Origin of the sequence: Lentzea sokolovensis, assembly GCF_033949975.1 — a bacterium.
Lineage (GTDB): Bacteria > Actinomycetota > Actinomycetes > Mycobacteriales > Pseudonocardiaceae > Lentzea > Lentzea sokolovensis.
The window spans coordinates 121484-148170 of the sequence record NZ_JAXAVU010000015.1 but is presented as its reverse complement, the minus strand read 5'-3'; the positions used below and the strand labels follow the sequence as shown (position 1 = coordinate 148170).

Below are 26687 nucleotides of genomic sequence, written 5' to 3'. Positions count from 1 at the left end.
GCGCGCACGCTAGCCACGGCCCGTACGACCGTGCGAGCGAGTTTCCTCGCGCACGGCGTTGATGACCTCGGCGTCCCATCGGTGCGTGCGGATGAGGCGGTACCGCTCCGCCGCGACCCACATGTACGCCTCGGTCTCGGTCCGGTCGCCGATCATGTCGGCCTGCCGCAGCATCGCCACGACCGGCGTGTACTCGTCGGCGTACCAGCGGCGCGCGATCTCGGCGCGGTCGAGGAACTGGCCCGTGTCCTGCATCAGCCGGAACCCCCACGCCTCGACGTGCTCGCCGAGCTGGGCGTAGTGCCACGGGTCGGACAGCACCACGGCGGCACGGGCCTCGCCGCCCAGCGGCACGCGGTCCAGGAAGAGGCGCCGGTAGTCCTTCACGATCAGGTCGCCGCGGTACCGGATGCCGGAGGAGTTGATCCGCGTGATCACCTGCGTCACGTACGCGTCGATCGTGGTCAGCCCGAGGGCGTGCGCGACCGAGACGCGGTGGTGGCCGTCCATGATGAAGTGCAGCTCGCCGATCCGGTACACCTCGATCGGCGGCACGCTCTCGCCCCGGCGCGCGGCCAGGGCCAGTCGCTGCCACCGCTCGCGGACGCGGCCGGACGTCGGGCGGAAGCGGCGGTCGAAGTCGCGGGTGCGGTCGACGCTGCCGACGATCGAGTCCAGCCGGATCGACTGCAGGCCCAGGCGCTTCTCCGACGCCATCCCCAGCGCCTCCACGACCTCGTGGAACGGCAGCATGATGTTCACGTCGTCGGGCTCGCGGCGCAGCCAGGTCGCGAGGCGCGACATCACCTGGCGCCGGCGGGCGCGCAGGAAGTCGCTTTCGGCGTCGGCGACGGGGAAACCGGTGTCACGTCTCATCGCGACCTCCCGAGATGTCCAGCACCTTCTGCGGAACCACGTTGATCACTCGTGTCGTGCCCAGCGCGCGGTCCGGGCGTGGATGGCCGTGCGGATGAATGTGGCCGTGCAGCATGAACGACGGCTGCAACCGCGAGACAAGTCCGCGTAAACACTCGAAGCCGCGGTGCGGTGCGTCGGGTTCGTCGCCGCAGTCCAACGGCGGCGAGTGGGTCAGCAGCACGTCCACGCCACGTCCGTCCCGCAGTCTGCGCCACCCGGCCAGCCGGGACACCCGGCGGGCACGGCGGGCCTGCTGCCGTTCCGTCCACTGGTTCGGGCCCTTGTTGTAGCGGATCGAACCACCGAGACCGGCGATCCGCAGGCCGGCGACGTCGACCACGCGTTCGTCCGCGTTCACCGCACCGGCTGGACCTGGCCAGCGCACCGGAACGCCCGCCTTGGTCCACAGGCCGCGCACGTTCGAGTAGCCCGACAGGTCGAGGTCGTGGTTGCCGGGGACGAACACCAGCGGCTTGTCCAGCGCGTCGGCCAGGTGTTCCAGGTAGTCGAACGGCAGGTCACCCGCCGCGACGATCAGGTCCACGTCGGCGTACTGGAACACCCTGTCGGTCCACAGCTGTTCGACCACCTCGTCCGCGACAGCCAGAATCCGAGCCATTCCAGCACTGTAATGAGAACTTTCCCCACATGACGGCCGGCAGCGCTGCCATTAGCGTGTTCACCGTGCTTGCCGAGCTGTTCGCCGCGGCCGCCCACGGATGCCGCGACCGCAGTCCGCTGACCCAGCGACTCCTCACCGACGCCGCCGCAGACCTCCGGCGGGGTGGCGTCACGACCAGGATCATGGCGGGCTCCGAACGCGACCGGGAGGGCACCGTGCCCGGTCTGCGGTTCGCGGGCGCCGTCCACCGGCTCGTGCTCGAAGGGCGCGCGCCGGGCCTCGCGAAGCACTACCCGTCCGCCGGTGGCCGGCCGGACCTGCCGACGCTGTGGGAGGACGCGTTGCCCGCCCTCACCGAGCACGCGGACGTCCTGAGGCAACGAGTCCTGGCCACCGTCGTGCAGACCAACGAGCCCGGCCGCAGCGCGCCCCTCTACGGCGGCCTGATGGTCGCCGCGCAGGAGGCCGCGAAGGCAGCGGGAAGGCAGGTGCCGTTCTGCGTGCGCCTGCTGGAGGTCGGCGCGAGCGGCGGGCTCAACCTGCGCCCGCACCACGTCGGCTACCGGCTTCCGGACACGGTCCTCGGCGATCCGGACAGCCTGCTGGTCCTCGACCCGGAGTGGACCGGCAGGCCACCGGCGGACCTGGGTCACCGGCTGCGCGTCGTCGGCAGGGCGGGCTGCGACCTCACCCCGGTCGACGTGTCCACAGAGGATGGACGGCTGCACCTGAGCTCGTTCGTCTGGGCCGATCAGCTCGACAGGTGGAACCGCCTGCGGGACGCGCTCGACCTGGCCGCCACGGATCCCGTGAAGGTCGACCGGTCGGCGGGCCCGGAATGGCTCGCGAACCAGCTCGCTCGCGCCGAACGCGACGTGCTCACCGTCGTCTGGCATTCGGTGGTGTGGCAGTACGTCTCGCCCGCGGACAGGGCGATGGGCAGGGCCGTGCTGGCCGACGCGGCCGCGAAGGCGACACCCACGTCACCGTTGGCACTGCTGGTCTTCGAGCCGCGCCGCACGGACGACGACTACCGGTTCGAGCTGCTGCTCAAGCTCTGGCCGGCCGGGATCTCGCTGAACCTCGGCCACGGCGCGGGCCACGGCACGCCGTTCACCTGGGACGTCACCCCTTGGGAGTGACGACCGGGTTCACCACGTACCGGCCGTCCTGCATCTCCACGGGCAGCCGGAACTCCGCGCGGACGCCGTCGTGCGTGTACTCGACGACGACGGCGCCGTCGCGGTAGACGCCGCGCTCCACCAGTGCGGTCTGGAACTGGTCCGCGGTCGACTTCGCGACGTCCTCTCCGCCGACCGCCAGCAGCGGCTCCAGCTTGTGGAAGTCGTGTGCGCGCAACGCGTTCGTCACTTCGGCGGCGAGCTCGTCCGGTGACTCGGCACCCGGTGACGGCCAGACCGCGATGGACACGAACACCATCGCGAGCCAGCCGATCGGGAACACCAGCAGCCAGAACCTGAGGTTCGTCAGCCGCGCTTTCACGTCAGGGCGTTCCGCTGATGAGCACGAACACGGTGGTGATCCAGCAGAGCAGGAACGCGAGGATCCAGAAGCGGATGTTGGTGAGAATTCTGGTCATGACAGGGCCCCTCTACAACGAAAATGCGGGCGAAACCGGGACTAGAGCCAGCGATTTCGGCGCAGTATTCGGTAGAGCGTCAGGCAGGCGATCAGGACCAGACTCATGATCAGCGGGTAGCCGAACTTCCACTTCAGCTCGGGCATGTAGTCGAAGTTCATGCCGTACACACCGACGACCATGGTGGGCACGGAGATGATCGCGACCCACGAGGTGATCTTGCGCATGTCGGTGTTCTGCTGCAGCGTGATCTTCGCGAGCGTCGCGTCGACCAGCGTCGTCAGCAGTTCGTCGAACGCGATGACGCGCTCGGACACCTCGGTGAGGTGGTCGTCGACATCGCGGAAGAACGCCCGCACCTGCTCGGGGATGAGCGGCGTGTAGCCCTCCGCCAAGCGGCGCAACGGGTTCGCGAGCGGCATCACCGCGCGACGAAGCTCCACGACCTCGCGCTTGAACATGTAGATCTGCTCCGCGCTCACCTCGGTGCGCGGCGCGAAGACCCGTTCCTCCATGCGGTCGATGTCGTCCTCGATGTGGTCGGTGACCTCGAGGTAGTTGTCGACCACCTGGTCGGCGATCGCGTGCATCACCGCGGACGGGCCGATCTCCAGCCGCTCCGGGTCGGCCTCCAGCACGTGCCGCAGCTTGGAGAGACCGGAGTGGTTGCCGTGCCGCACGGTGATGACGAAGTCCTTGCCCAGGAACACCATGATCTCGCCTGACTCGACGATCTCGTTGGCGGTGTCGGGGGATTCGTTCGTCACGTAGCGCACGGTCTTGAAGACCATGAAGAGCGTGTTGTCGTACCGCTCCAGCTTCGGGCGCTGGTGCGCGTGCACCGCGTCCTCGACCGCGAGCTCGTGCAGGCCGAACGTCTCCGCGATGCCCTCGATCTGCTCGGCGTCCGGCTCGTGCAGTCCGATCCAGACGAACCCGTCCTTGCGCTTGCTGACCTCTTTGACGGCGTCGGTGTGCGTCCATCGGCCGGGCAAGCGCTTGCCATCGACGTAGACCGCGCAGTCGACCACGTAGTGCGACACGGGCACGGTGATGCGCGGTGCCGGGCGCTGCTGGGCGCCGCGTCCGCGGATCGAGGGCAGGCTGGGCATGGTGAGTTCCTCCAGGGCCACACGTCGTCGAAGTGCACGAAAAGCACGACGGGCGTCCTACCGGTGGAGACTCAGCGAACTAGAACGATCTAGCAGGCCACCTCGGTGAGGACGCGCTTGGTACTGGCAGGGTGGGGGTCCTTGCTCATTTAGGGGTCCTCACCTCCTCGGGGCGAAGTCACTGGTGGTGGAAATCCTCACACACCGGTTGCCGAGGGTACTCCCTCCGCGTAAAGACTGTCTCCCCACCTGAGTCAGATCTCGATCACACGTAGTTGGAGGCGCGGTGCAGTTCGGTCGGTACTACGAGGAGTTCGAGGTCGGAGCGGTCTACAAGCACTGGCCCGGTAAGACGGTGACGGAGTACGACGACCACCTGTTCTGCCTGCTCACGATGAATCACCACCCGCTCCACATGGACGTGAACTACGCGGAGAACACGACGGACTTCGGCAAGAACGTCGTCGTCGGCAACTACATCTACTCGTTGCTGCTGGGCATGTCCGTGCCCGACGTCTCCGGCAAGGCGATCGCCAACCTGGAGATCGAGTCGCTGCGGCACGTGAAGCCCACGTTCCACGGTGACACGATCTACGGTGAGACCGAGGTGCTCGACAAGACGCCGTCCAAGTCGAAGGACGACAGGGGCGTGGTCTACGTGGAGACTCGCGGCTACAAGCAGGACGGCACGGTCGTGTGCGTCTTCAGGCGCAAGGTCATGGTGCCGAAGCAGTCCTACGGTGACGCTCGCGGTGGCGAGCAGCCGGGACGCCCTGAACCCAAGGAGTGAAGTGACTTCTCTGGATCTGGCACAACGACGTCTGCGCGCGTTCGCTGAGGAGGCTGCGGCGACATCGCCGCTCTACGAGCACCTCGCCTCGCGCGCTGCCGCCGATCCGGAGGTCGCCGACCTGCTGACCGCCGCCAGCGAGGACAACGCCACGGGCGAGCTCCTGCTGGCGGCGGCGCACCGGCTGGTGCAGGCCGAGCCGTTCCACCAGCTCTCGAACTACTACCCGTCGCTCGGCGGCACGTACGGCGCCGACGAGAACACCTGGCCGTTGTTCCGGGACTTCCTGCTGGAGCGCGGCGACCGGGTGCGGACCCTGGTGAGCACCCAGGTGATCCAGACCAACGAGGTGCGGCGCGCGGCCCTGCTCTACCCGGCCGTCGTCGCCGCGGCGAAGCAGGCGGGCGGGCCGATCGGGCTCGTGGAGGTCGCCACGACCGCCGGCCTGCTGCTCGGGCTCGACCAGTACTCGTACCGGTACCAGACCGCGGAGGCCGGTCAGCTCGTCGCCGGGCCGACGAAGGCCGCGCTGGGGTTGCACTGCGCGCTGGAGCTCGCACCGGGCGCGGCGCTGCCGAAGCTGCCCAAGACGGTCAAGGTGGCCGCGAAGGCGGGCATCGGGGTGGCACCCGCCGACCTGGCCGACGAGGACGCCTACGCGTGGCTGGAGGCCTGCGTGTGGGCCGACCAACCGGAACGGCTGCGTCTGTTCGGGGTGGCCTGCGGGGTGCTGCGCAAGAACCCGCCGCGCATGGTGACCGGCGACCCGCTCACGGACCTCGCCAAGGCGGTCGAGCCGATCGACGCGCCGCTCGTCGTGATCTCCAGCGGGTCCGGACTGGACCTCGTGCCCGCGTTGTCCGCTTTGGGCAGACCTGTCTGGTGGGCCGCGCACGAGGCCGGTGAGCTGCGGCTCATCCATGTGCGTGACTCAGGCGTGGAGACGACCACTCTGGCGACCACCGAGGCCCACGGGCAACGTCTCGTTTGGCGTTGAACGCGGGGCCACTAACGCGTGAACCTGATCAGCCCCTGGGCAGGCAGTTCCACTGGGAGAGCGCTTCCACAAGGCCATCCGTGGTCGGAAGTGTGTCCAAGGTCGCACCGTCGACCCAAGCGACATCCGATGCGTCGTCGCCCGCTCGGAGCAAACCCGATGTGACCTGGCATTCGTAGTCGAAGATCGAATAAACCCCATTCGGGGCCGGTCGCTCCACGTGGCCGACGAGGCGTCCGACGGTGACGGAGAGTCCCGTCTCCTCGAGCAGTTCCCTAGTCACGGCAGTCTCATCCGTCTCATCTGGCTCCACGCGACCGCCTGGTATCGACCACATGCCCTCACCAGGAGGATTGGCGCGTCGCACGAGCAGTAGTCGCCCATTCGAGTCATGAACGATGGCTCCGACGCAACGGATCGTGCGCTTGCTGCTGGCCGTCACGATCACGAAGCGTAGTCACACCGGAACGGCGGTGCTCTTCGCTACCCCGGCTGCGGTACAAATCTCCCAAGGTGCTGAATCGTGCTGTACAACGGTCACGAACGGCGCCAAACGGGTGCGACGCGGACGGGGTGGACACCGTGAACTTGAAGAAGATTCTCACTTTCGCTGGAATCGCCTTGCTGCTCTTCTTCCTCATCGCGGAGCCCCAGCAGGCGGCCCAACTGGTGCAGAACATCCTCAACTCGCTGAGGACCGCGGCTGAGGCTCTGATCACCTTCGTGCGTTCCGTCTTCTAGGCTTCCTGGTAACCGGCTACCCATCGCGGGGGCCGGGGGAGCAGGATGGACAGGGCAGTGCCTGGTACCAGGAAGGGCTGGTAGCGCATGTTCGCACCACGTGATCCGGACGACTACCTGCTCCAGAGCGAGCGTCGGGTCATCCGTGTGCGCAGGCACTGGTCCTATCTGATCTGGGACGTCCTGGAGGCGGCGGCACTGCTCGCCGGCTTCATGATGATCTCGTACCTGCTCCCGGCGAACGCGGGCGTGATCCAGAACGTGCTGTGGTACGGGGCTTTGCTCGTGTTGCTGCGCGTCGCGTACTTCATCATCGAGTGGTGGGTGGAGCGCATCGTCGTCACCGACAAGCGCTTCATGCTGACCTCGGGCGTCTTCGAGACCAAGGTCGCGATGATGCCCATCACCAAGGTCACCGACCTCACCTACGAGCGCACCGTGGGCGGACGCATGTTCGGCTACGGCACGCTCATCGTGGAGTCGGCGGGTCAGATCCAGGCGCTGAACCGCCTGGAGTTCCTGCCGAACCCCGAAGAGGTCTACGACGCCATCTCGGAACTGACCTTCGGCGACAAGAAGGCCCAGGCCGAGCGGTTCTCGATGATCAAGGCCCAGCGCGCGGCGCGCGGCAAGAAGATGGTCCCGTAACACGGGTCGTTGGTGACGTCGTCCACACTGGACGACGTGGTCATCGATCTGCACACCCATTCGTCCGAGTCCGACGGCACCGACAGCCCCGCCGACCTGGTGAGGGCCGCGTCCCTCGCGGGACTCGACGCGGTGGCGATCACGGACCACGACACGGCGGCGGGGTGGGCAGAGGCCGTCGCGGCGTTGCCTCCCGGGCTCAGGCTCGTGCGCGGAGCAGAGCTGTCGTGCTCCTCGCCGGACGGCTACGGCCACACCATCACCGTTCATCTGCTGGCGTACCTGTACGACCCGACGCACGCCATGCTGATGAAGGAGCAGTCCCGCCTGCGCGAGGAGCGGCGGACCCGGCTGCAGAAGATGGCCGAGATGATGCAGGCCGACGGCTTCCCGATCGACCCGGTCGACCTGATGTCCCGCCTGCCGTTCGACGCGCCGGCCGGACGCCCGCACCTCGCCCAGGCGCTGATCCGCGCCGGGGTCGTGACGTCCGTGGACGAGGCGTTCGCGACGTTCCTGACCGGCGGCCAGTACTACGTGGGCCGCACGGACACGCCCGTCGAGCGCGCGATCGAGATGATCACCGAGGCCGGCGGAGTCACCGTGCTCGCGCACCCCTTCGCCCGTTCCCGCGGCCCCGTCGTGGCGCCTGACGTCGTACGATCGCTGGCCTCCTGCGGGTTGGCGGGTGTCGAGGTGGACCACCCGGACCACGATCCCGAGACGCGACGGTCGCTCCGTTCGCTCGCCGACTCGCTGGGCCTGATCGTCACCGGGTCGAGTGACTACCACGGCACGAACAAGACGGTCCGGCTCGGCGCGGAGACGACGGCGCCGGAGATGCTGGATGCTCTGGCCGAGAGGGCGACAGGCGGCAAGATCCTCGTCGGATAGGGCGGTGTTGCGGTGTTCAACCTGCGGCTCTTCATCGAGGCCTCGATCACGCTGCTGGTGATCATGGACCCGCCGGGGACCGTGCCCGTGTTCCTGGGCCTGGTGGGTCGCAAGTCCCGCGAGGCGCGCAAACAGGCGGCACGGCAGGGCGTGCTGGTGTCGTTCCTGGTGATCACGCTGTTCGCCGTGGCCGGCAACTCGATCCTGGCCTACATGCACATCGGCATCCCCGCGCTGCAGGGCGCGGGCGGGCTGCTGCTGTTGCTGATCGCGCTGGACCTGCTCACGGGCAAGGGCGCGACCAACCACCCCGAGGTCGAGGACGTGAACATCGCCCTCGTGCCGCTGGGGACGCCGCTGCTGGCCGGCCCCGGTGCCATCGCCGCGACGATCGTGTTCGTGCGGCAGGCGGACGGGGCGTGGGGTTCTTACCTCGCGCTGGCCGCGGCGATCGTGGCCGTGCACCTCGTGCTGCTGGGGACGCTGCGGTCCGCCGGCCTGCTGATCAAGGTGTTCAAGGAGAGCGGAATCCTGCTGATGGCCAAGATCGCCGGTCTGCTGCTGGCCGCGATCGCCGTGCAGCTCGTCGCGTCGTCGGTCGCGGGCTTCATCGCCTCGGGTGTCTAGATCGCCTCGGGTGTCTAGCGCTCGATGCGCGCCGTGTCGCCGTCGATGATGATCGGGCGTTCGATCAGGCTCGGGTTGGCGACCATGTGCGCGATCCACTGGGCGCGGTCGTGTTCCAGGTCCTTGGGGTACGCCGCCTCCTTGGTGCGGGCGATCTCCCAGGGCTGCTTGTTCAGCAGTGTCAGGACGTGGTCCAGCTCCTCGGCCGTCGGGACGTCGTCGAGGTAGCGGCGTTCGGTGTAGTCGGCGTTGCTCTCGTCGAGGCGTTGCTTGGCGGCGCGGCTCTTCGAGCAGCGCGGGTTGTGCCAGATCTCCATGCGGTTCATTTTCTGTCAGGGGTGCTGAGTAACTTGGTTGGGGTGGAACAACTCGGCTTCGACTTCGGCACCGCGGCACCACGTCGGCTCGTGCGCGTCACGCCCGCGAAGCTGTCGACGTGGACGAGCTGCCCGCGCCGCTTCCGCATGACGTACCTGGACCGTCCCTCGCCACCCCGGGGCGGCGCGTGGGCGCACAACACCCTCGGCGCCGTCGTGCACAACGCGCTGAAGGCCCTCTTCGACCTGCCGCCGGACCGCCGCACCCCGGACCAGGCCGTGGCGCTGCTGAACAGGCAGTGGAAGTCCGAGGGCTTCCGCGACGTCGACCAGGCCGCCGAGTACCGCACCCGCGCCCAGGGCTGGGTCCACGACTACGTGAGCGCCCTCGACGTCGACTTCGAACCGCTGGGCGTAGAGCGCTGGGTGTCGTCGCCGACCGACCGCATCGTGGCCGAGGGCCGGGTCGACCGCATCGACTACCGCGACGGCGAACTCGTCATCGTCGACTACAAGACCGGCCGCCACGTCCTGACCTCCGACGACGCCCGCGGCTCGCAGGCTCTGGCCCTGTACGCCCTGGCTGCCCGCCGGACGCTCCGCAAGCCGTGCCGCCGGGTCGAGCTGCACCACCTGCCGTCGGGCTCGGTGGCGGAGTGGGAGCACACGGAGGAGTCGCTGGCCCGGCACGTCCGGCGCGCCGAGGAGGCCGCGGACGAGATCGACCTGGCCACCGAGACGCTGAAGGCCGGCGGGGACCAGGAGATCCTGTTTCCGCCGGTGACGGGGCGGCAGTGCCAGTGGTGCGATTTCCGGCGGAGTTGCGCGGAGGGGCAGGAGGCGGCGCCGCCGCTGGATCCTTGGGCGCTCCTGGCGCCGTAGAGGGGTGGCCAGGTCTTGGATGGAATGGTCGGTCCAGGTCTGGGAGGGGCCGGCCAGGTCTCGGAGTCAGCAGCCTTCGGATGCATGATCGCGAGTTGTCCACAGGCTGCGGCTTTCTGACCTGCGGCGATGTTCAGGAGGCTAGCCTGTGGATAGCCGGGAACCGAAGACGCGTTTCACTCGTTGCGTGACAAGGAAGCGCGCGGGGGCAGCGGAGTTCGGAGCCGGGTGACTAGTTCGGAGCCGGGTGACTGGTGGCTCGTACAGGTCGGCTGGCTCGTTCGGACTTGCGGCTCGTTCGGACCGGCGGCTCGTGTGGGACGGCGGTGCGTGCCCCGTAAGGATGCGTGGAGTGCGGCTTTTGCCGTAGGCCGTCGCCGTGGCGGTTGGGCCATGCCTGCCGGCGCACCCCTTGCCCCGTAGGGTGGCTGGAGTGGAAGTGGAAGCAGCCAAGCGGCCGTCGCGGACCTACGGAATCCTGCGCGCTGTGAGCGGTGTGCTCGCGGTGGGCATGGTGCTGCTTGCCCTGGGGAACATCGGCGTCCAGTTCTACGCGAACTCCCGCGACCTGCCTGGGCCCGGCACGCTGTCCGTCGTCGCGCACGTGGTGGCGGCCCTGCTCGTGGTCGCCGGGCAGATCGTGGCCGACCGGTACGCGGACTGGAAGGCGCCGATCGCCTCGCTGGCCGTGCTCGTCGTGAGCGGTGCGACGCTGTGGACCTTCTGGTGGGCCTAGCCCGCTAGATCCGGCCGAGCCCGCTAGACCCGGCCGAGCCCGCTAGACCCGGCCCAGCCGGCCAGGACCGGCCCAGCCCGCCAGGACCCGCCGAGCCCGCCAGGACCCGCCAGGACCGGCCCAGCCCGCCAGACTTGGCCCAGCCCGCCACACCCAACCCAGCCCGCCAGACTTGGCCCAGCCCGCCACACCCAACCCAGCCCGCCAGACTTGGCCCAGCCCGCCACACCCAACCCAGCCCGCTGAGGCCGCGCCGCTTTTGTTGCATTGACCGGAAATTCGCACTTCCGCCCGAGTCGTCCAGGCCCCTACAGTGTGCTTTCGATCCGCTTGGGGAGGCGGTTCGGAATCCTTGGGGGAAGTCGATGGCCGTGGGGGATGTCGTTGGCGCGCGCCGTGAATCGGTCGCGTTGCCGGTTCCGGTGTTGCTGGTGGTGGCGGGGTTCGCCGCTGCCGTTGTCGCGCAGGGCGGGTACTACCTGCCCGGTCGGGTGCTGTCGGGACTGCTGGTCGGGGTGGCCGTCGTGCTCGCCCGGCCGCGGCCTGATCTCCTTGCGGCGCTTGGGGGAGCGTTCGCGGCGTGGGCGTTGGTGCGCGGGGTGCTTGAAGGCGATGTGGTGTCGGGGTTGCCGTCTGCGGGTGCGGCCGTGGTGTTCGTCGGTGCCACACTTGTTGCGGCGCAGGCTGATCGGGAGCAACGCGAGTTGCTCGCCACGGTCGTTGTCGGGGTTGGTGCGCTGGTCGGGGTCACCGGGTGGGTGGCTGTGGTGTTCCGGGTGTCGTCGTGGACGACGGTCGCGGAAGGGTTGTTGCGGGCCGCGTCGACGATGACCTATCCGAACGCCGCCGCGGCGGTGATGGCGGTGGCTGCCGTGTTGTCGCTTGTTCTGCGGCCCACGTTGCTCATGGCGGTGATGAGTTTCCTGCTGTGCGCGGGGATCGGCGCGACGATGAGCCGGGCCGGCGTGATCGCGTTGCTCGCCGGGCTGGTGGCGTTGTGTGCGTTCTGGGGTTTCAAGAAGACGGTGACGGCTGCCGTGCCGCCGCTGCTCGGGGCCGTTGTGGCCGTTGCCGCGGTGCTGCCGTCCATGCGGGTGGCCGACGAGCCGCGGCCGTTGTTCGCGATCGCGGGACTGGTCGGTGGTGCGCTGGTGGCGCTGGGTCTGCCCCGGCTGGGACGGTTCGTGGTGCCGATCGCGCTGCTGTTGGCGGCCGGTGGCGGAGTGGCCGCGTTCGCTTTCGCCGATCGGCTGGCCACGCGGGTCTCGTTCAGCTCACCGGACCGCGCCGGGGCGACCGGGGCCGCGCTGGAACTCGTCTCGCGGACGCCGTTGTTCGGTGTCGGGCCGGGAAATGGATCTTTTTTCTTCAGCGGGGGCAACCAAAGCACCCGCGTCATGCGTTATGTGCACAACGAGTACCTCCAGGTGCTCGTCGAGCTGGGGGCTGTCGGGCTGGTGCTCGCGCTGGGGGTTGTGGCCGCCGTGCTGCTCGCGATGTGGCGAGGGCGCGGGACGTCGTTGCACGCGGGGGCGATGGCGGCGGTGGGCGTCGTGCTGGTGCACAGCGGCTTCGACTTCCTGTGGCACCTGCCCGTCGTCCTCGTCGTCGCCGGCCTCTGCGCCGGTTTGGGGTTTCCGTCTACAAAGGACGGAATGAGTGAGGGGACCACAGCAGCATGAAGAAGTTTTCCGGGGGTAAGACGCTGGCCGTCGTCGCCGTCGCGGGTGGCGCGGTTCTCGCGTCCATCGCGCCGGTCATGGCCGAGGTGAGCGCGCAGTCGCCTTCCCTGGGGGCCGTCAGAGTCGAGTCGCCCGCGAAGGTGAAGGCGTGGGGCGCCGCGGTCGAGGTCGACGTGACCTACTCCTGCCCGGTCGGTCAGTCGCAGTCGTACGTGTACCTGAACGTCACCCAGTCCAAGATCATCGGGGTGGCTTCCGGCAGCGGTTCCAAGGCCGTCACCTGCACCGGCGGGTTCCAGACGGTCAAGATCACCGCGACCGCTCAGCAGGGCTGGCCGTTCAGCCTGGGCACCGCGTACGCCAAGGCCGACCTGAACTCGTACCCGCACACCGCGAGCGACGAGCGGGAGATCTGGATCAACCCGTGATGAGGTGAACCTGGAGGGCCTGGTTGAAGTTCACGAACTCAGCCAGGCTCGCCACGTCGGCAGCAGTGTGGAGATGAGTTCCAGCGGAGCCTCGGTGTTCGGCGAGTGCATCACGCCCGGCAGCACGGCGAAGTCCGCGTCCAGCCGTTCCGCCATGTCGCGCTGGGCGGCGGGCGTCCACGCGTCGTCCGAGTCGCCGCACACCACCAGACAGGGCGTGCCGGACGAACGCAACGCGCGGGCCAGCTTCGCGACCTGGTCCGGTTCGAAGCGCAGGCCGTTGCCCATGCCGAGCAACGCCGCGGCTCGCGACTTGAGGAACCTGGTGCGGTAGAAGTCCTTCAGCTCCTGCGGCAGCGCCACCCAGGCCGGGTTCTGCGACGACCGCAGTTCGTTCAGCCTCTGGGTGCCCTCGACGCCCTGCTCGGCCAGCACGTGCTCGCCGACCTCCAGCACCGTGCGGCGTTCGCCCGCGGGCAGTTCGGACGGGCCCGTCGACATCAGCGTCAGACCGGCGACCGGAGCGCCCGCGAACACGGCCGCCCGCGACACCAGACCGCCGTAGGAATGGCCGAGCAGCAGCACTTTCCGCCCGTCCGCCGCGATCTTCCCGATCAGTTCGGCGAGCACGGAACCCAGCGGGCCAGGCCGGTAGAGCGCCTCGTCGTCCGGGCCGGCGGAGTCCTGATGGCCCGGCAGGTCGATCGCGACGACCTCGAAACCCGCGTCCGCGATCGGATCGATCATCGGCGCGAAGTCCTCTTTGGAACCCGTGTAGCCCGGCACGAGCAGCACGGTCGTGCGCATCGCGTCGTCGCCCATCGCGGGCGCGCGCAGAGCCGCGATCGTGCCGTAACGGCCCGGAAAGTCGACGCGTTGCGCCCGGTGCGGGCTGATCTGCGAGTACACGAGCTGAACTATCGCAGCGCGACCAGGGTTTCGCCACGCTGCTCAAGCACGACGGGACCGGCTGTGGCGAGTTGCACAGGGCCCGTGTGGCCCTCGCGGTTCAGCTTGATCGTGCCCACGACGGCACCGGTGGCCTGCTCGTACACCCGCAGGCCCTCCTTCACCGGGATGAGCGCGCGGCCCGCGAGCGTCGTGCCGGCGCCCAGCGTGCCCTCGGCGGTCCACAGTGGAGTGAGCGTCTCCAGCGACAGCGCGACCGTGCGGGAACCGCTGAACCAGAAGGCGTTCGTCTTCGTCGTGAAGACGCGCGCCACGCGGTTCGGCGGGTCGGTGAAATCGGCGTCGGGGATGTCGAGCGGCGCCTCGCCGACCTGGTTTCCGGTCTCCGTGTCGAAGATCTGCAACCGGCTCGGGCCCGGTACCGCCACGGCGACGAGCTTTTCCGTGATGGCGACGATCTGCGCGTTCTTGCCGCCGGTCATCGCGGTGGAGAACACCTTGGGCTCGTCGGACTTGTCCGGGTTCGGCTTGAGCACCGTGACCCGCTCCGACGCGTCGTCCGGGCAGCGTTCGATGATCGCGAACTTGCCGGACGTGACGGCCGTCGAGCCGTACGTGCAGCCGACGCGCGGCTGCTTGCCCGGGTTCACGATCGCGCGCAGGGAGCCGTACTCGAGCGAGCGCACCAGGTCGTCACGCCGGTAGACCTCGACGAACTTCGAGCCGGTCGTGATCAGGTGCGAACCCTCGTTGAGCAGTGCCGTGCCCGGTTCCGCGTCGCCGTTGCGCTGCGCCCGCCGCTCGCCGGTCACGCCGTCGAGCGAGGTGAGCTCCGAGCAGTTCGTGCCCTTGGAGTACAGGGCCATCGCCCTGCCCCACGCCGAACTCACCACGCACAGCGGCAGGTCGCGCTTGTACGTCCACCGGACGTCCCCGGTCAGCGGGTCGCGCCCGTTGACCTCGCCGCCGTCGCCGGTGACGACCGTCGACGGCTTCTCCTCGCCCGTGTCCTTCGACGCGGTCTGCACGACCACGGGCGACTGCGTGGCGCCGCTCTTCGCGCGCCACACCTCGCCGAGTGACGGGGGCAGCGCGGTGACCTCGGGCAGCTGCTCCCACGACGAGGGCCCGGTGACCGACGTCGTGGCACGAGCATCGCTGAACGCCCAGGTCAGCACGGACGCGGTCACCGACACCACGGCGATCAGCGCGACCGCGACGAAGTCGGCGCGGGTGCGCCAGGAGCGGGCGGGCGGACGTTCCTCGACGGGCTTGGACTCGGGCACGCTCTCGTGCGCGGGCTCGTCGAGGACGTCCTCGACGTCGGTGACGTCGGAACCGGGGGACGACATGGTGATCAGTCTGCCGAAGGTGCGGCCTGTTCGGCAGAGCTTCGGCGACGCCGACGCCTGCGCGGCTTGTCCGAGGCGGACTTCGCGGAGCTCTCGCCGCCCTCGGAGGCCGGCGCCTGCTCGCCCTCCTGCGTCACACCCGCGCGGCTGCGCGTGCGCGAGCGGGACCGCTTCGGCCTGGTCTCCTCGGTGTTCGCCTCCGGAGCCTGCTCGGCGCCCGCGGGGGTGGAGCCGGGACGACGACTGCTGCGGCGCTTGCGCTTGCCGGTGTCGAGCTTCTCCTCCTCCTCGGCGTCGAGGCCCGCGCGGGTGCGGTGGCTCAGCGGCAACCGGCCCGTGGAACCGGACGGAATGCCCAGGTCGGCGTACAGGTGGTCGGACGTGGAGTACGTCTCCACCGGCAGCGGCTGGCCGAGGCCGAGCAGGTCGTTGACCGAGGCCCAGCGGTGCGTCTCGTCCCAGTCGACGAACGTGACCGCGACACCGTTGCGTCCGGCACGGCCCGTGCGGCCGATGCGGTGGACGTAGGTCTTCTCGTCCTCGGGGCACTGGTAGTTGATGACGTGCGTCACGTCGTCGATGTCGATGCCGCGCGCGGCGACGTCGGTGGCGACCAGCACGTCGACCTTGCCGGCGCGGAACGCCCGCAGCGCCTTCTCGCGCGCGCCCTGACCCAGGTCGCCGTGCACGGCGGCCGCGGCGAACCCGCGTTCGGTCAGGTCGTCGGCGACCTTCTGCGCGGTCCGCTTGGTGCGCGCGAAGACCATGGTCAGACCGCGGTCGCGGGCCTGCAGAGCGCGGGCCAGCATCTCCGGCTTGTCCATCGAGTGCGCCCGGTAGACGAACTGCGAGGTGTTCTCGTGCGTCTGGCCGGCGTCGTTCTCCTCGGCACGGATGTGCGTCGGCTGGTTCAGGAACGTGCGCGCCAGCGTGATGATGGGGCCCGGCATGGTCGCCGAGAACAGCATGGTCTGCCGCTCGTCGGGAACCATGTTCAGGATGCGCTCGATGTCGGGCAGGAAGCCCAGGTCGAGCATCTCGTCGGCCTCGTCCAGCACCAGCATGCGGACCTTGCCGAGCACCAGGTGGCGCTGTTCGGCCAGGTCGAGCAGGCGGCCGGGCGTGCCGATGATGACATCGGCGCCCTTGCGGAGCTGCGCGATCTGCCGCTCGTAGGGGATGCCGCCGTAGATCGCGGCGACCTTCACGCCGAGGTGGCGCGACGCGTCGGTGAGGTCGTGCGAGACCTGGAGACACAGCTCACGGGTGGGCACGACCACAAGGGCCTGCGGGGTGCCGTCGCCGGGCAGGTCTACGCGGTGCAGCAGCGGCACGCCGAACCCGAGGGTCTTGCCCATGCCGGTGCGGGCCTGGCCGATGAGGTCGTCACCGGCGAGAGCGATGGGGAGCGTCAGTTCCTGGATGGCGAAGGTGCGTTCGATGCCGGCTTCGCCGAGCGCCTTGACGATCTCGTGACGCACGCCGAGCTCGGCGAACGTGGGGGATTCGGACTGCACCGGGGCGTCTGCCAGCAACGGGTGCGACGTGTCTTCTTCGGGAACTCCGGCCTCGCTGTGTTCGAGTGCCACCGGGTCCAGATGTGCTTCTACTTCAGCGGTCAGGGTGATCAGCCTCTCTCGTACCAAGCGCGTACGAGCCCTGGCCGGGCCTCTCGACCGCGCTAGATGAGCAGCTGCGGGAAAGGTGTACGCGCACCATTTCTGCGCCGCGCAGCGTGGTCGTCACACTCGTCACGCCGGGCGTCCGAGGCCATTCTACCTGCCCAGACACTTTTGACCACTAGGCTTGGTCACCATGGGTGTTGCGGAGGGTGTTGTCGATCTTCTGGGAGCGCTTGCATATGGCGAGCTCTCGGCTTTCGACCGGATGACGGAGGACTCGCGCACGGCGCCGACATTGGCGGGACGCGCGGCGCTCGCGCAGATGGCCGCAGCCGAGATCGGGCATTTCACGATGCTGCAGAAGCACCTGGCCACCGAGGGCATCACCGTCGAGGACGCGATGACGCCGTTCGTGAAGGGTTTCGACGCGTTCCACGAGTCGACGAGCCCCAAGTCGTGGCTGGAGTCGCTGGTGAAGGCGTACGTCGGCGACGGGCTGGCGGCGGACTTCTACCGCGAGATCGCGGAGTGGCTGGACGCGCCGACCAAGGAGCTCGTGCTGCACGTGCTCGCCGACACGGGTCACTCGGCGTTCGCTGAACGCGAAGTCCTGGCCGCCGTCGAGACCGATCCGCGGGTCCGCGACCGGCTCGCGCTGTGGGGCCGGCGGCTGCTCGGTGAAGCGTTGACGCAGGCCCAGTACGTGGTGGCGGAGCGGGACGGCCTCTCCGAGCTGATCATCCGGGGCTCCGGGGACCTCGCCGGGATCGGTCAGCTGTTCCGCCGGCTCCAGCAGAGTCACGCGCGGCGCATGACGCAGCTGGGTCTGGGCTAGGTAGGCTCGCGACTAGATTTTTCTCTTGAGCACGGAGGTCAGCGTGGAGGTCAGGATCGGCGTCGCGGACAGCGGGCGCGAACTCGTCGTGACCAGTGAACTCAACCCGTCCGAGGTCGAGGCTCTGGTGGCGGACGCGGTGTCCGGCAAGTCCAGCGTGCTGTCGCTGGTGGACGTCAAGGGTGCGCGGTTCGTCGTGCCCGCTGGCCGCGTCGCGTACGTGGAGATCGGCCCGCAGGACTCGCGCAAGGTCGGGTTCGGCGCCTGAGACGGCAGAACGTGAGAGAGGCCCCGGTCGTCCGCGACCGGGGCCTCTCTCGTTCCGCGGCGGCGCAGTATCGATCACCGCTGCCGAACCCGCAGTCCGGCTGGGCGTCGAGGTCGCCTGAAGCGGTGACTTCGCTGGTAGGAGCATGTGCGCGCACCTAGCGTGACGGAGTCGTCACGCTGCTGAGGAGTGCTATGCGCGCCGCCCTGCTGGCCCTGTTGCTCGTGGTCTCGGCAACGACCTTCACCCTGCCCGCGCAGGCCTATCAGACACACGCGGCCGGGTCGTGGTCCACGAGTTCCGCGTTGCCGGCGGTGAACGCGTCGGCGCGTTCGACGCTGACGTCCGGTGCGGTCGTCACGGCGTCGGTGTCGGGGGCGAACCTGCGGCTGACCACGCTGAACTCGCCTCCCGGTGACCGCGGTGCGGTGCCCGGCAACTTCCGGCCGCAGATCCCCGCGAACACGGCGTTGATCGGCCTCACCGCGGCCGCCGCGGGGTGTGCCGCGTTCGTCGACTGCTTCAACCGGGGCACGCTGACGTTCTCGTTCAACCGGCCGGTGCGCGACCCGGTGCTGCACATCGCGGGCAGCGGCGCGACCATCGGCAACACCGGCAGCACGCACGTCGCACACACCGTGACCACGCCAGGAGTGACGCTGGACGGGCCGTTGGCCGGCGCGACGAACATGACGATCGGGCAGAACGGCACCCGCGTCGAGGCGCCGAACCGCAACCTCAACGTGCTGTGCAACTCCAACGGCGCGAGGTCGGCTCCCGCGTCGTGCGGCAGTGTCCGCATGAACGGCACCGTCAGCTCCGTGAGCTTCCAGGTCGACATGCTCACCAACAGCAGCAACGCGACGGACGACTTCTACGTCGCGGGCGTCTCGGTGGACGAGGACTTCGGCGACGCGCCCGCGAGCTACGACACCGGTGCGGCGGCCAGCCACGTCGTCGGTGATCTGGCTCTGGGCTCGGGCGTGTCGGTCGACAACCCCACGACGATCAACCTCGGTTCGACCACGCCGAGCCCCAAGGCCGTGGCGGCGGGCGCGGACAACAACCTGCCCAACGGTGACGACCTCGACGACGGCGTGGCGGCGTTCCCGCGGCTGGCCAGGTCGAACGCCGGTGACGACTACTCGGTGCCCGTGACGTTGTCCGGCGCCTCGCAGGCCGGCCGGGTGTGCGCGTGGATCGACTTCAACGGCAACGGCTCGTTCGACAACAACGAACGGGCGTGCGCGACCTTCGCGGCCGGCGCGGGATCCGCGACGATCACCTGGAAGATTCCGCAGAACGTCAAGTGCGGCAACACCTATGCGCGGTTCCGGGCGAGCTACAACGCAGACCAGACTGCCAACGCGACAGGACTCGCGGACAGCGGTGAGGTCGAGGACTACCGGCTGCCGGTCGAGTGCCTGGACATCAAGAAGTCCACTCCCAAGACCACCGCGAACCCCGGCGACCAGGTGCCGTACACGGTCACCATCACCAACTCCGGTGCCACGGACGTCACCGGCCTGACCGTGTCCGACGACCTCACCGAGGTGCTGGACGACGCGACGTTCAACAACGACCAGGCCGCGACGTCGGGCTCGATCTCTTACGTCGCACCGAAACTGACGTGGACCGGTGACGTCGCCAAGGGCAAGACGGTCACGCTGACCTACTCCGTCACGGTCAGGAACCCGATCACCGGCGACCACCAGTTGCGCAACGCCGTGGTGAGCAGTGCGGGCAACTGTCCGCCGGGCTCGACCGATCCGGACTGCTCGACCACGGTGAACACGCCGGGTGTGAAGATCGAGAAGTCGGTCGACCGGCAGTCGGCCGACCCCGGTGACACGGTGAAGTACACGGTCAAGGTCACCAACACCGGCAAGACGCCGTTGAACGCGATGTTCGTCGACGACCTCACGAAGGTGCTCGACGACGCGACCTGGGGCAGTGCGACGGCTTCCTCCGGCAACGCCACGTTCGCCTCGCCCGAGCTGACCTGGACGGGTGCGCTGGCCGTCGGCGCGTCGGCGACCGTCACCTACACGGTCGTCGTCACCGGCAACGGCGACAAGCAGCTGACGAACGTGGTCACCTCGGAGACGCCCGGCAACAACTGCGTGCCGAGCTGCACGACCGACACCCCGGTGTCCGGCGTCCGGTTCGAGAAGCAGGCCGACAAGCAGTCGGTGAACCCCGGCGAGACCGTGACGTACACCGTCACCGTCACGAACACGGGCAGGACTCCTTTGCAGGGCGCCACTTTCACCGACGACCTGGCGAAGGTGCTCGACGACGCGGAGTGGGTCTCCGCGACGGCGTCCTCGGGTGTGGCGGAGTTCGTCTCGCCCAAGCTGACCTGGACCGGCAACCTGCCCATCGGCGGGTCCGCGACCGTCACGTACTCGCTGAAGGTCGGGAACCCGGTCAAGGGCGACTTCCAGCTGGACAACGCGATCACGTCCAGCACGCCGGGTGGCAACTGCCCGCCGGGATCGACCGATCCGAAGTGCGGCACGACCACTCCGGTCGCCGGGCTGAAGATCGAGAAGGCCGTCGACAGGCAGTCCGCGAACCCCGGCGACACCGTCTCCTACACGGTCAAGGTCACCAACACCGGCAAGACCTCGCTGAACGCCGCGTTCTCCGACGACCTGTCGAAGGTGCTGGACGACGCGGAGTGGGGTGCTGTCAACGCTTCCGCCGGCACGGCCACGTTCGCGGCACCGAAGCTGAACTGGAGCGGCACTCTCGCGGTCGGCGGTTCGGCGACGATCACGTACACGGTGAAGGTGACCGGCAAGGGCGATCACCTGCTGGACAACGTGATCACCTCGACGACGCCCGGCAACAACTGCCCGCCGGACTCCGCCGATCCGGACTGCCGCACGTCGACGCCGGTCTCCGGGGTGGAGATCAAGAAGGAGGTCGACCGGCAGTCGGCGAACCCCGGTGACACCGTGAAGTACACGGTGACCGTGCGGAACACCGGCAAGACCCCGCTGAACGCCTCGTTCGCCGACGACCTGACGCAGGTCCTCGACGACGCCGCGTGGGGCTCGGTCAGCGCTTCCTCGGGCACGCCGTCCTTCACGGCTCCGAAGCTGACCTGGAACGGTCCGTTGGCGCCCGGCGAGTCGGCGACGGTCACGTACACCGTGGTCGCGAACGGCAAGGGCGACAAGCAACTCACGAACGTCGTCACCTCGGATACGCCCGGCGACAACTGCGTGCCGAACTGCACGACCACGACGCCGGTCTCGGGTGTCGAGTTCGAGAAGTCGGTGGACCGGCAGTCGGCCAAGCCCGGTGACACGGTCAAGTACACGGTGACCGTGCGGAACACCGGCAGGACTCCGTTGCAGGGCGCCACTTTCACCGACGACCTGACCAAGGTCCTGGACGACGCCGAGTGGGTTTCCGCCGATACCTCCACGGGTTCGGTGTCGTTCGCGGCCCCGAAGCTGACCTGGACGGGTGACCTCGCGGTCGACGGCACGGCCACCGTCACGTACGCGGTGAAGGTCGGCGATCCGGCGGACTTCAAGCTGGACAACGTGATCACGTCGACCACTCCGGGCGCCAACTGCCCCGGTGGCGAGAAGTGCTCGACCAGCACGCCGATCGCCGGTCTGCGGATCGAGAAGTCCGACGACCGCGACCAGGTCGTGCCCGGTGACACCGTGACCTACACGATCAAGGTCACCAACACCGGTCAGACCGTCCACACAGGAGCGTCATTCACCGACGACCTGACCAAGGTGCTGGACGACGCGGTCTACAACGACGACGCGCAGGCCACGGCCGGCGCGGTCACGCTGGTGTGGCCGAGGCTGGAGTGGAAGGGCGACCTGCCGATCGGCGGCACCGCCACGATCACCTACACGGTGACGGTGAAGAACCCGAACCCCGGCGACAAGAAGCTCAACAACAAGGTCACCTCGGACACGCCCGGCAACAACTGCCCGCCGGGCTCCACCGATCCGTCGTGCAGCACCGAGACGCCCGGCCGTGAGCTGACGATCGAGAAGAAGGCCGACGAGCAGTCCGCGAACCCCGGCGACTCGGTGACGTACACCGTGACGATCACCAACACCGGTCAGGTGCCGTTGGCCGGCGAGAAGGTGACGGACGACCTGTCCGGCGTGCTCGACGACGCCTCGTGGGTGTCCGTGCAGGCTTCCACGGGCAAGGCGGAGTTCGCCGCGCCGACGCTGACGTGGACCGGTGACCTCGCGGTCGGCGCTTCGGCGACCCTGACCTACGTCGTCAAGGTCAACGACCCGATCAAGGGTGACCACAAGCTGGCGAACGTGGTCAGCAGCGAGGTTCCCGGCAACTGCCCGCCGGGGTCGACGGACCCGAAGTGCTCGACCACGACCCCGTTGCCCGGCATGGAGATCGTGAAGGAGGTCGACCGGAAGTCCGCGAACCCCGGTGACACCGTCACCTACACCGTGACCGTGCGGAACACCGGTCAGACCGAGCTCAACGCGTCGTTCCGCGACGATCTGACGAAGGTGCTCGACGACGCGACCTGGGGCGGCACGAGTGCGGGGACGTTCACGTCGCCCGTGCTGACGTGGACGGGTGTGCTGCCTGTGGGCGGTTCCGCGACCATCAAGTACACGGTCGTCGTGACCGGCAAGGGCGATCACCAGCTGACGAACGTCGTCACGTCCGACACCCCCGGCAACAACTGCGTGCCGAGCTGCACGACCGACACCCCGGTGTCCGGCGTGGAGATCAAGAAGACCGCCGAGCCCGCGTCGACCAAACCGGGCGACACCGTCAAGTACACGGTGACCGTGCGGAACACCGGCAAGACCGTGCTCGACGCGTCGTTCCGTGACGACCTGACCGGCGTGCTGGACGACGCCACGTGGGTCGGCACGAGCGCCGGTGTGTTCGCTTCGCCCGTGCTGACCTGGTCCGGGCAGTTGGGCGTGGGGGAGACGGCGACCGTCACCTACACGGTGAAGGTGATCGGCGCGGGCGACAAGCGGCTCAAGAACGTCGTCACGTCGGACACTCCCGGCAACAACTGCGTCGACGGCTGCACGACGGACACACCGGTCGCCGCGTTGAAGCTGGTGAAGAAGGCCGAGCCGGCCACGACGAAGCCCGGTGACCCGGTGACCTACACCGTGACGATCAGCAACACCGGGCAAACCGTCCACAGTGGAGTTTCGGTCTCCGACGACCTGTCCGGGGTGCTGGACGACGCGACCTGGAACGGCGACGAGGCCGCTACGGCGGGTTCGGTGTCGTTCGCGGCGCCGAAGCTGACGTGGACCGGTGATCTGGCGGTCGGTGCGTCGGTGACGGTCACGTACTCGGTGAAGGTCACGGGTGCGGGGGACAAGCGGCTCAAGAACGTCGTGTCGTCGGAGACTCCGGGCACGGACTGCTCGGAGGGCTGCACGACCGACACCCCGGTGGCGGGCCTGGAGATCGTGAAGAAGGTCGCGCCGGGCAAGCCCGTGCCGGGTGATGTCGTCACGTACGCGGTGACGGTTCGCAACACCGGTCAGACGCCGCAGAACGCCTCGTTCGGCGACGACCTGACCGGCGTGCTGGACGACGCGACCTGGAACGACGACGCGGCGGCGACCGTGGGCGAGGTGTCGTTCGCGGCACCGGCGTTGAGCTGGACCGGCACGCTGCCGATCGGGTCGCAGGCCGTGATCACGTACTCGGTGAAGGTGACCGCGGCCGGCGACCACCGGCTGAACAACGTCGTCACCTCGGACACCCCTGGCGGCAACTGCCCGCCGGGATCGACGGACCCGAAGTGCTCGACGTCGACCCCGTTGCCGGGCATGGAGGTCAGCAAGAGCGTGGACGTGAAGTCGGCCAAGCCCGGCGACACCGTCACGTACACGGTCGAGGTCGTCAACACCGGCCAGACCGACCTGGTGGGCGCGTCGTTCGTCGACGACCTGAGCGAGGTGCTGGACGACGCGACCTGGGTCGGCACGAGCGCGGGCACGTTCACGTCGCCGAAGCTGACCTGGACCGGTGACCTGCCGGTCGGCGCGACGGTGAGCGTGACCTACTCGGTCAAGGTGACCAACCCGGTGAAGGGCGACTTCAGCCTCGACAACGTCGTGACGACCGAAACGCCAGGCGGGAAGTGCGTCGAGTGCACGACGGTCACGCCGGTCGCCGGGCTGAAGCTGGTGAAGACGTCCGAGCCCGAATCGGCGAAACCCGGTGACGAGGTCAAGTACACGGTGACGATCACCAACACCGGTCAGACAGTCCACAGTGGAATTACGGTCACCGACGATCTGAGCGGTGTGCTGGACGACGCGACCTGGGTCGGCACCAGCGCGGGCACGTTCACGTCGCCGAAGCTGACGTGGACCGGTGACCTGGCGGTCGGTGAGTCGGTGACGGTCACGTACTCGGTGAAGGTCACGGGTGCGGGGGACAAGCGGCTCAAGAACGTGGTGTCGTCGGACGTCCCGGACACCGACTGCTCGGAAGGCTGCACCACGGACACCCCGATCGCCGGCTTCCAGATCGTGAAGAAGGCGGACAGGACCGAGGCCAAGCCGGGCGAGAAGGTCACCTACACGGTCGTCGTCACGAACACCGGCGCCACGATGCTGCGCGACGCCGCGTTCGTCGACGACATGACCGAGGTGCTCGACGACGCCACCTACAACGGCGACGCGGCCTCGACCTCGGGCCTGGCGACCTACGCGGCGCCGAAGCTGACGTGGAAGGGCGATCTGGCGGTCGGCGCGTCCGCGACGGTGCGGTACTCGGTGACCGTCACGAGCAAGGGCGACCTGCGGCTCAAGAACGTCGTCACGTCCGACACCCCCGGCTCGAACTGCCGCGACGGCTGCGCGGTCGAGGTGCTGGTGCCGAGGCTGGAGATCCTCAAGAAGCCCGACCGGACCTCCGCCAAGCCCGGTGACCTCGTCGCCTACACCGTGACGATCACGAACACCGGCCAGACCACCTTGCCGGCGGCGAGCTTCGTCGACGACCTGAGCGGAGTGCTGGACGACGCGTCCTTCGTGGACACGAACGCCGGCGTGTTCGCCAAGCCGAAGCTGACGTGGACCGGTGAGCTGGCGATCGGGGCCACGAAGACGGTGACGTACCGGGTGCGCGTGAACGACCCGCCGACCGGGGACTTCAAGCTGCGCAACGTGGTCACGTCGGACACGCCGTCCAACTGCCCCGGTGAGGCGTGTGGCACCGAGACCCCGGTGTCGGGCCTGGAGATCGTGAAGAAGGCGGACCGGACGGACGCGAAACCGGGCGACCGCATCACCTACACCGTGACCGTCCGGAACACCGGTCAGACGCCGATCACCGGGTCGTTCACCGACTCGCTGGCCGACGTGCTGAAGGCCGCGACGTGGGGCGGCACCGACGCGGGCACGTTCGCGTCGCCGGTGCTGACCTGGTCTGGCGAGCTGGCGGTCGGGGCCTCGGCCACGGTGACGTACTGGGTCACCGCGACCGGACCCGGTGAGCTGCGCAACGTCGTGACCTCGGACGTGCCGGGCTCGAACTGCAAGCCCGGCGGCTCCGACCCGAGGTGTGCCGCGACCGTGCAGGTGCGGCAGGATCCGCCGATCGCGTGGACCGGTTTCCCGGCTCTGCCACTGGCGGCGTTCGGCTTGGTCCTGCTCGTCGTGGGTGTGTTCCTGCGACGAAGGGCCTAAGCGGGCTCTTCGATCTTGTAAGGCGGAGTGGAGATGCCACCGACCCGGTAACGGCCCCACGGGTCGGGGTCGGTGAGCGTCCCCTCCGCCTGCCCGGTGGGGGTGCGCAGCACCGCGGTCCGCGCGCCTCCTTCGACGCGGCTGGTGACGTCGTCGTGCTTCTTGATCCGTCCGTACCAGTGGTAGCGGCCGTCGATCGGCTGGAAGTACCCCCGCAGATCGACCTCGACCGCGACTTCTTCTTCTCCGAAGACGAGGGTGGCGGTGCCGGTGTAGCCCTCTTCGTCGTGCTCGTGCTCGCTCATCAGTCCACCAATCGCAGCGGGGTGAGTGGCTTTGCCGGGTCTGCCTGCACGCCCGCCGAGCGCAGCAGCCCGTCGATGGCGTGCCAGATCAGCGTGGTGAGGTACTCGCTGAGGTTCGTGCGGGACATGGTCTGGCGGTCGAGCCACCAGTCGCCCGCGTTCTGCACCATGCCGACGAGCGCGTGCGCCCACGGCTCGGCGCCGCCGGAGTCCATCTCGAAGGAACGCAGGTAGTCGCCGAGGATCCTGGCCAGCGTCGACGCGATGAGGTTCTTGTCCTCGGCGACGACGTCCTTCTCGACCGGACGGTCCACGAAGGACCCCTTCACCACGAACCGGTAGAGGTTCGGGTTCTCCTCGATCACCGACAGGTAGGCGTCGACGATCCCCAGGATGCGGCCGCGGATCGGGCCGTCGGCGATGAGCGCGGGACCCATCCGGTCCATCAGCAGTTCGGTGGCCTTCTGGCCCACTGCCAGGTACAGGTCGGACTTGTCGGTGAAGTGCCGGTACAGCACGGGCTTGCTGACGCCCGCCTCCGCGGCCACGTCCTCCATGCCGACGTCGGGACCTTTTCTGGCCACGGCGGCGATCGTGGCCTCCACGAACTCCGCCCTGCGCTGCTCGCGGTGACCCTTCCACCGCTCACGTCGCGCGTCCGGCCCCTTGACAGTGCGTGCCATGTGACGCACGCTACCAGAAGTAACC

Annotated in this window: 25 protein-coding genes; 14 read left to right on the top strand and 11 right to left on the bottom strand. The window is 68.7% G+C overall.

Features of this window, described 5'->3' with window-relative positions; genetic code table 11:
- Positions 1 to 9 precede the first annotated feature (9 nt).
- Together SK854_RS39060 and SK854_RS39055 are read right to left on the bottom strand one after the other, a co-directional pair.
- The gene (locus SK854_RS39060) at positions 10 to 876 is read right to left on the bottom strand and encodes a ParB N-terminal domain-containing protein (protein ID WP_319980179.1); all 867 of its coding nucleotides are present in this window, start codon (positions 874 to 876) and stop codon (positions 10 to 12) included.
- Positions 866 to 1537 carry a metallophosphoesterase family protein gene (locus SK854_RS39055; protein ID WP_319980178.1) on the bottom strand — a complete coding sequence of 224 codons (672 nt, stop codon included), beginning with the start codon at positions 1535 to 1537 and terminating at the stop codon, positions 866 to 868. The genes SK854_RS39060 and SK854_RS39055 overlap by 11 nt, the downstream gene beginning before the upstream one ends.
- 65 nt (positions 1538 to 1602) lie before the next feature.
- On the opposite strand from SK854_RS39055, the gene SK854_RS39050 reads away from it, so the two are divergent.
- Positions 1603 to 2682 (top strand): DUF2332 domain-containing protein, encoded by a 1080-nt coding sequence (locus tag SK854_RS39050; RefSeq protein ID WP_319980177.1) that lies wholly within the window; start codon positions 1603 to 1605, stop codon positions 2680 to 2682.
- Here the strand turns inward: SK854_RS39050 and SK854_RS39045 are convergent.
- Both SK854_RS39045 and corA read right to left on the bottom strand, forming a co-directional pair.
- Positions 2666 to 3043, bottom strand: coding sequence for a hypothetical protein (locus SK854_RS39045; protein WP_319980176.1), 378 nt, complete (start codon positions 3041 to 3043; stop codon positions 2666 to 2668). The genes SK854_RS39050 and SK854_RS39045 overlap by 17 nt on opposite strands.
- A gap of 138 nt (positions 3044 to 3181) precedes the next feature.
- A complete protein-coding gene (gene corA / locus SK854_RS39040) occupies positions 3182 to 4252 on the bottom strand; it encodes a magnesium/cobalt transporter CorA (RefSeq protein ID WP_090065848.1) in 1071 nt (356 codons plus the stop codon).
- 286 nt (positions 4253 to 4538) lie between these two features.
- Here corA and SK854_RS39035 point away from each other — a divergent pair, with 286 nt between their 5' ends.
- Together SK854_RS39035 and SK854_RS39030 are read left to right on the top strand one after the other, a co-directional pair.
- Positions 4539 to 5042: a MaoC family dehydratase gene (locus tag SK854_RS39035; protein WP_093602356.1), complete on the top strand. Its 504-nt coding sequence runs from the start codon at positions 4539 to 4541 to the stop codon at positions 5040 to 5042.
- A gap of 1 nt (position 5043) precedes the next feature.
- Positions 5044 to 6039, top strand: coding sequence for a DUF2332 domain-containing protein (locus SK854_RS39030; RefSeq protein ID WP_319980175.1), 996 nt, complete (start codon positions 5044 to 5046; stop codon positions 6037 to 6039).
- Between the two features lie 28 nt (positions 6040 to 6067).
- On the opposite strand, the gene SK854_RS39025 is transcribed toward SK854_RS39030, so the two are convergent.
- Positions 6068 to 6406, bottom strand: coding sequence for an NUDIX hydrolase (locus SK854_RS39025; RefSeq protein ID WP_406601885.1), 339 nt, complete (start codon positions 6404 to 6406; stop codon positions 6068 to 6070).
- 215 nt (positions 6407 to 6621) lie between these two features.
- On the opposite strand from SK854_RS39025, the gene SK854_RS39020 reads away from it, so the two are divergent.
- From SK854_RS39020 to SK854_RS39005, 4 genes are all read left to right on the top strand, one after another.
- On the top strand, positions 6622 to 6780 hold the full coding sequence (locus tag SK854_RS39020; protein WP_169746024.1) for a hypothetical protein: 159 nt from the start codon (positions 6622 to 6624) through the stop codon (positions 6778 to 6780).
- Positions 6781 to 6867: 87 nt separating this feature from the next.
- The gene (locus SK854_RS39015; protein ID WP_319980173.1) at positions 6868 to 7428 is read left to right on the top strand and encodes a PH domain-containing protein; all 561 of its coding nucleotides are present in this window, start codon (positions 6868 to 6870) and stop codon (positions 7426 to 7428) included.
- Between the two features lie 36 nt (positions 7429 to 7464).
- On the top strand, positions 7465 to 8322 hold the full coding sequence (locus SK854_RS39010) for a PHP domain-containing protein (RefSeq protein ID WP_406601879.1): 858 nt from the start codon (positions 7465 to 7467) through the stop codon (positions 8320 to 8322).
- A gap of 12 nt (positions 8323 to 8334) precedes the next feature.
- A complete protein-coding gene (locus tag SK854_RS39005) occupies positions 8335 to 8949 on the top strand; it encodes a MarC family protein (RefSeq protein ID WP_319980172.1) in 615 nt (204 codons plus the stop codon).
- A 14-nt stretch (positions 8950 to 8963) separates the two neighbouring features.
- On the opposite strand, the gene SK854_RS39000 is transcribed toward SK854_RS39005, so the two are convergent.
- Positions 8964 to 9266, bottom strand: a complete 303-nt coding sequence (locus SK854_RS39000) for an ArsC/Spx/MgsR family protein (RefSeq protein ID WP_319980171.1) — start codon at positions 9264 to 9266, stop codon at positions 8964 to 8966.
- A gap of 42 nt (positions 9267 to 9308) precedes the next feature.
- On the opposite strand from SK854_RS39000, the gene SK854_RS38995 reads away from it, so the two are divergent.
- The 4 genes from SK854_RS38995 (at position 9309) to SK854_RS38980 (ending at position 12994) form a co-directional block, all read left to right on the top strand.
- Positions 9309 to 10148 carry a RecB family exonuclease gene (locus SK854_RS38995; RefSeq protein ID WP_319980170.1) on the top strand — a complete coding sequence of 280 codons (840 nt, stop codon included), beginning with the start codon at positions 9309 to 9311 and terminating at the stop codon, positions 10146 to 10148.
- A 433-nt stretch (positions 10149 to 10581) separates the two neighbouring features.
- Positions 10582 to 10884, top strand: a complete 303-nt coding sequence (locus tag SK854_RS38990) for a hypothetical protein (RefSeq protein WP_319980169.1) — start codon at positions 10582 to 10584, stop codon at positions 10882 to 10884.
- A 371-nt stretch (positions 10885 to 11255) separates the two neighbouring features.
- Positions 11256 to 12566: an O-antigen ligase family protein gene (locus SK854_RS38985; RefSeq protein ID WP_319980168.1), complete on the top strand. Its 1311-nt coding sequence runs from the start codon at positions 11256 to 11258 to the stop codon at positions 12564 to 12566.
- The gene (locus SK854_RS38980; RefSeq protein ID WP_319980167.1) at positions 12563 to 12994 is read left to right on the top strand and encodes a hypothetical protein; all 432 of its coding nucleotides are present in this window, start codon (positions 12563 to 12565) and stop codon (positions 12992 to 12994) included. The genes SK854_RS38985 and SK854_RS38980 overlap by 4 nt, the downstream gene beginning before the upstream one ends.
- A 30-nt stretch (positions 12995 to 13024) precedes the next feature.
- Here the strand turns inward: SK854_RS38980 and SK854_RS38975 are convergent, their stop codons facing one another.
- The 3 genes from SK854_RS38975 to SK854_RS38965 are packed head-to-tail and all read right to left on the bottom strand — an operon-like array spanning position 13025 to position 16844.
- On the bottom strand, positions 13025 to 13903 hold the full coding sequence (locus SK854_RS38975) for an alpha/beta fold hydrolase (protein ID WP_319980166.1): 879 nt from the start codon (positions 13901 to 13903) through the stop codon (positions 13025 to 13027).
- An 8-nt stretch (positions 13904 to 13911) separates the two neighbouring features.
- Complete coding sequence (locus SK854_RS38970; RefSeq protein ID WP_319980165.1) at positions 13912 to 15255, bottom strand: Rv3212 family protein; 1344 nt, start codon at positions 15253 to 15255, stop codon at positions 13912 to 13914.
- Positions 15256 to 15260: 5 nt separating this feature from the next.
- Positions 15261 to 16844 (bottom strand): DEAD/DEAH box helicase, encoded by a 1584-nt coding sequence (locus SK854_RS38965; protein WP_319980164.1) that lies wholly within the window; start codon positions 16842 to 16844, stop codon positions 15261 to 15263.
- A gap of 226 nt (positions 16845 to 17070) precedes the next feature.
- Between SK854_RS38965 and SK854_RS38960 the strand changes: the two genes are divergently transcribed.
- From SK854_RS38960 to SK854_RS38950, 3 genes are all read left to right on the top strand, one after another.
- Positions 17071 to 17712, top strand: coding sequence for a ferritin-like fold-containing protein (locus tag SK854_RS38960; RefSeq protein ID WP_319980163.1), 642 nt, complete (start codon positions 17071 to 17073; stop codon positions 17710 to 17712).
- Positions 17713 to 17755: 43 nt separating this feature from the next.
- The gene (locus SK854_RS38955; RefSeq protein WP_093602316.1) at positions 17756 to 17980 is read left to right on the top strand and encodes a DUF3107 domain-containing protein; all 225 of its coding nucleotides are present in this window, start codon (positions 17756 to 17758) and stop codon (positions 17978 to 17980) included.
- Between the two features lie 194 nt (positions 17981 to 18174).
- Positions 18175 to 25674, top strand: a complete 7500-nt coding sequence (locus SK854_RS38950; protein WP_319980162.1) for a DUF7927 domain-containing protein — start codon at positions 18175 to 18177, stop codon at positions 25672 to 25674.
- Here SK854_RS38950 and SK854_RS38945 read toward each other — a convergent pair.
- On the bottom strand, positions 25671 to 25979 hold the full coding sequence (locus tag SK854_RS38945; RefSeq protein ID WP_319980161.1) for a DUF4873 domain-containing protein: 309 nt from the start codon (positions 25977 to 25979) through the stop codon (positions 25671 to 25673). The two genes, SK854_RS38950 and SK854_RS38945, sit on opposite strands and share 4 nt — an antisense overlap.
- Entirely contained in the window at positions 25979 to 26662 is a 684-nt protein-coding gene (locus SK854_RS38940; protein ID WP_319980160.1) for a TetR/AcrR family transcriptional regulator, read from the bottom strand. The genes SK854_RS38945 and SK854_RS38940 overlap by 1 nt, the downstream gene beginning before the upstream one ends.
- Positions 26663 to 26687: the final 25 nt, after the last annotated feature.

Bases quoted from the DNA above. Each gene is read 5' to 3' on its own strand.
- SK854_RS38945 (WP_319980161.1), bottom strand. From the start codon at position 25,979: ATGAGCGAGCACGAGCACGACGAAGAGGGCTACACCGGCACCGCCACC.
- SK854_RS38960 (WP_319980163.1), top strand. From the start codon at position 17,071: ATGGGTGTTGCGGAGGGTGTTGTCGATCTTCTGGGAGCGCTTGCATAT.
- SK854_RS38940 (WP_319980160.1), bottom strand. From the start codon at position 26,662: ATGGCACGCACTGTCAAGGGGCCGGACGCGCGACGTGAGCGGTGGAAG.
- SK854_RS38950 (WP_319980162.1), top strand. From the start codon at position 18,175: ATGCGCGCCGCCCTGCTGGCCCTGTTGCTCGTGGTCTCGGCAACGACC.
- SK854_RS39060 (WP_319980179.1), bottom strand. From the start codon at position 876: ATGAGACGTGACACCGGTTTCCCCGTCGCCGACGCCGAAAGCGACTTC.
- SK854_RS38980 (WP_319980167.1), top strand. From the start codon at position 12,563: ATGAAGAAGTTTTCCGGGGGTAAGACGCTGGCCGTCGTCGCCGTCGCG.
- SK854_RS39015 (WP_319980173.1), top strand. From the start codon at position 6,868: ATGTTCGCACCACGTGATCCGGACGACTACCTGCTCCAGAGCGAGCGT.
- SK854_RS39055 (WP_319980178.1), bottom strand. From the start codon at position 1,537: ATGGCTCGGATTCTGGCTGTCGCGGACGAGGTGGTCGAACAGCTGTGG.
- corA (WP_090065848.1), bottom strand. From the start codon at position 4,252: ATGCCCAGCCTGCCCTCGATCCGCGGACGCGGCGCCCAGCAGCGCCCG.
- SK854_RS38970 (WP_319980165.1), bottom strand. From the start codon at position 15,255: ATGTCGTCCCCCGGTTCCGACGTCACCGACGTCGAGGACGTCCTCGAC.
- SK854_RS39000 (WP_319980171.1), bottom strand. From the start codon at position 9,266: ATGGAGATCTGGCACAACCCGCGCTGCTCGAAGAGCCGCGCCGCCAAG.